The sequence below is a fragment of the Streptomyces sp. NPDC059900 genome (genome assembly GCF_050270335.1).
Lineage (GTDB): Bacteria > Actinomycetota > Actinomycetes > Streptomycetales > Streptomycetaceae > Streptomyces.
Map to the genome: position 1 here is coordinate 1 of NZ_JBNNJZ010000902.1, position 2,270 is coordinate 2,270.

1 protein-coding gene is annotated in these 2,270 nt (G+C 71.3%); it reads right to left on the reverse strand.

The window, feature by feature from the left end:
- Positions 1–499: 499 nt before the first annotated feature.
- Positions 500–2,270: hypothetical protein (locus ACQKIP_RS45500; protein ID WP_427745680.1), on the reverse strand; the 1,771-nt coding region annotated here is incomplete at its 5' end.

Sequence of the window (2,270 nt, forward strand, 5' to 3'; positions counted from 1 at the left end):
GCCGGGTTGGGAAGTCCTGCCACACTGACCGATCCACGGGATGCAACGATCGCTCCTGGCGGGCGGGCCTGCGAGGCGGCGCCCCGGCGAGGCGGGCTGACACCTCTCGCCGCCTCGCCTGATGCCGAACACACCACGGGGAGTCTTTCGCGCCGCCCGGGGCGCAGGGAACTACATGACCGGTGCGGCCGCCGGGAGGGTGGCGTCGGGGTGATGCCGGTGCGAAGCCGAACTGCAGAGCAGGGCGAGTCCTCACCAATCCGGCGCCTTCCGCAAGGAACCGTACAGAGCAAGGTCTCCCTTTGTCCTGAATACCTCGGCTGCCCCCGCAAGCTCAGCGCCGAAGCGCCGCCGCCTTGCCGTTCCCCGGCTTTGGCGTGCCAGCCCGCTTCCCGGGAAGCCGCCAGATGCCGAGGCACCAGCCCCCGACGACACCGCCCTTGGAAGGCCAGTGATCGCAACACCCCCACACGCAACGCTGGCCGCACGGGTCGCGAAGCTACTCTCGCAGGGCGGTCACCCGGGTCGTGCCATCCCGTTCGGTGCAGGTGACAAGGGCAGTAGCGGTTGTTCTGTCGAGGTGGAGATCACGGCGGCCGCCGCTGGGGCAGGCAGCGGCAGCGAGGTCCGTGGAGCCAACCGCCTTCATGGCGAAGCTAGCGCCCGCGTCGTCAGACGCGTCATCCCCGGCCGCGGTCTCCATGAGGGTGTACAGACGGCCTGTTCGCGTGAGGGCGAGTATCTGTTGCGGGAGGTGGGTTGCGTGCTGCGACTCGTACTGCTCGGCTGCCGCCACGGCGGTTTGTCCCGGGCCCAGGCGCACTTTCGTGCCCTGGCCCGGCCGCTGGCGATCCGCGTGGAGCAGCCCATCCTTGGCCGAGAGCAGCACACCGTCGCCGGAGGTGGAAACGGGCGGGAAGGCGAGCGGTTGCCGGGTGGCCAGGCGCGCGACATGGCGGGGTTCGTCCTGGTGCTGCTGGGCGGGAACATAGGCCAGCAGTCCCCCGGACTGCCCCGCGTCGTCCCAGCACTTGCTCACCCCGCCAAGCAGTACATCCGAGCCCCGGGCATTGAGCGTGTGCGCGCTCAGCGTGGAGCCGTCCGGACAGCCCGGCGGATCGGGCACCGAGCGCTCACCCGGGCCGAAGAGGACGTCGTAGGGCTCTTCGGCGGCAAGGATGTTCTGGCGCGGCAGGTCGGGCAGGAGGACCAGCATGGCCGGGCTCTCGCACCCGCTGACCAGGAGAGTGCCGGGGTCATCAGCCCCGCCGTAGTCGATCAGGTATCGGCAGTCGCTGCCGCGGGAGTCGCCGTGCGCCAGGATCCGGGCGTCCGCCCGCCGCACCGCGATGACCCCCCGGCTGTTGCTGAGGTGGACGGTGTCGCTCGCGGGCAGGGACACGAGCCGGGCCGGGGCGCCGCCGTGGTCGACGGGAGTGATGAACCGCCAGGACAGTGATGTGCTGGTGCCACCCGGCGAGAGGAAGGAGTCGTCCAGCCAGACGCGCCCTGCGACCGAACCGTCGTAGGCGTCAAGGGAGATGAGCGCCGCGTCGGCCAGGACAAGGACATGACAGTCGGCGCCCACGGCGACCTGTTGGACCGTGGCATCACGCAGTGTGTAGCGCCAGCGGACCCTGCCATCCGCCCCCCGCCTGCCGACGACGGAGTCGCCTTCGAGGGACACGAGGGTGCCCTGGTAGGGGGCCAGCCGGTGATAGGTGCGGCCGCACTGGCTGAGGGCGACGGGGCCGTTGACCGTTCCTTTCCAGGCCACCCGGTCCAGCTTCGAGGGCCAGGCACGGTTCTGTCCGGCACTGCCCACGTCCCGCCGGTTGTCCGGCACCGTTTGGGACGTTGCGGCCGGGAAGTGCCGTTCGGGGCGCAGTGCGTAGGCGCCCAGACCCGCGCCCGCCGCGCAGAGGGAGCCCAGCAAGGCGCCGCCCAGGAGGGTCAGGGCGATCTGCCGCAAACGCCGTCGCAGCGACCCGCCCTGGCCCGCCGGCCCCGCCAAGTTAAGCCACGGGCGTGTACGAAGAATGAGGGGCACACACAAGAGGGCTGTGGCTGCGAGGCACAGGCCCGCCGCGAGTGCGGCCGGGCTGCGGCGGGCCGCGGCCTGATCGCCGTAGGCGACGAAGGCGAAGACGGCCGCCAGGAGCGAGCAGAGCGCGCCCGCCCGGGCTCCGTTCGCGGTGCCGAAGGTCAGGAGGAGTGCGGTGGCCGCCAGCAGCGCGGTGCCCCGCGTCCACCACGAGACTGTTGCTAAT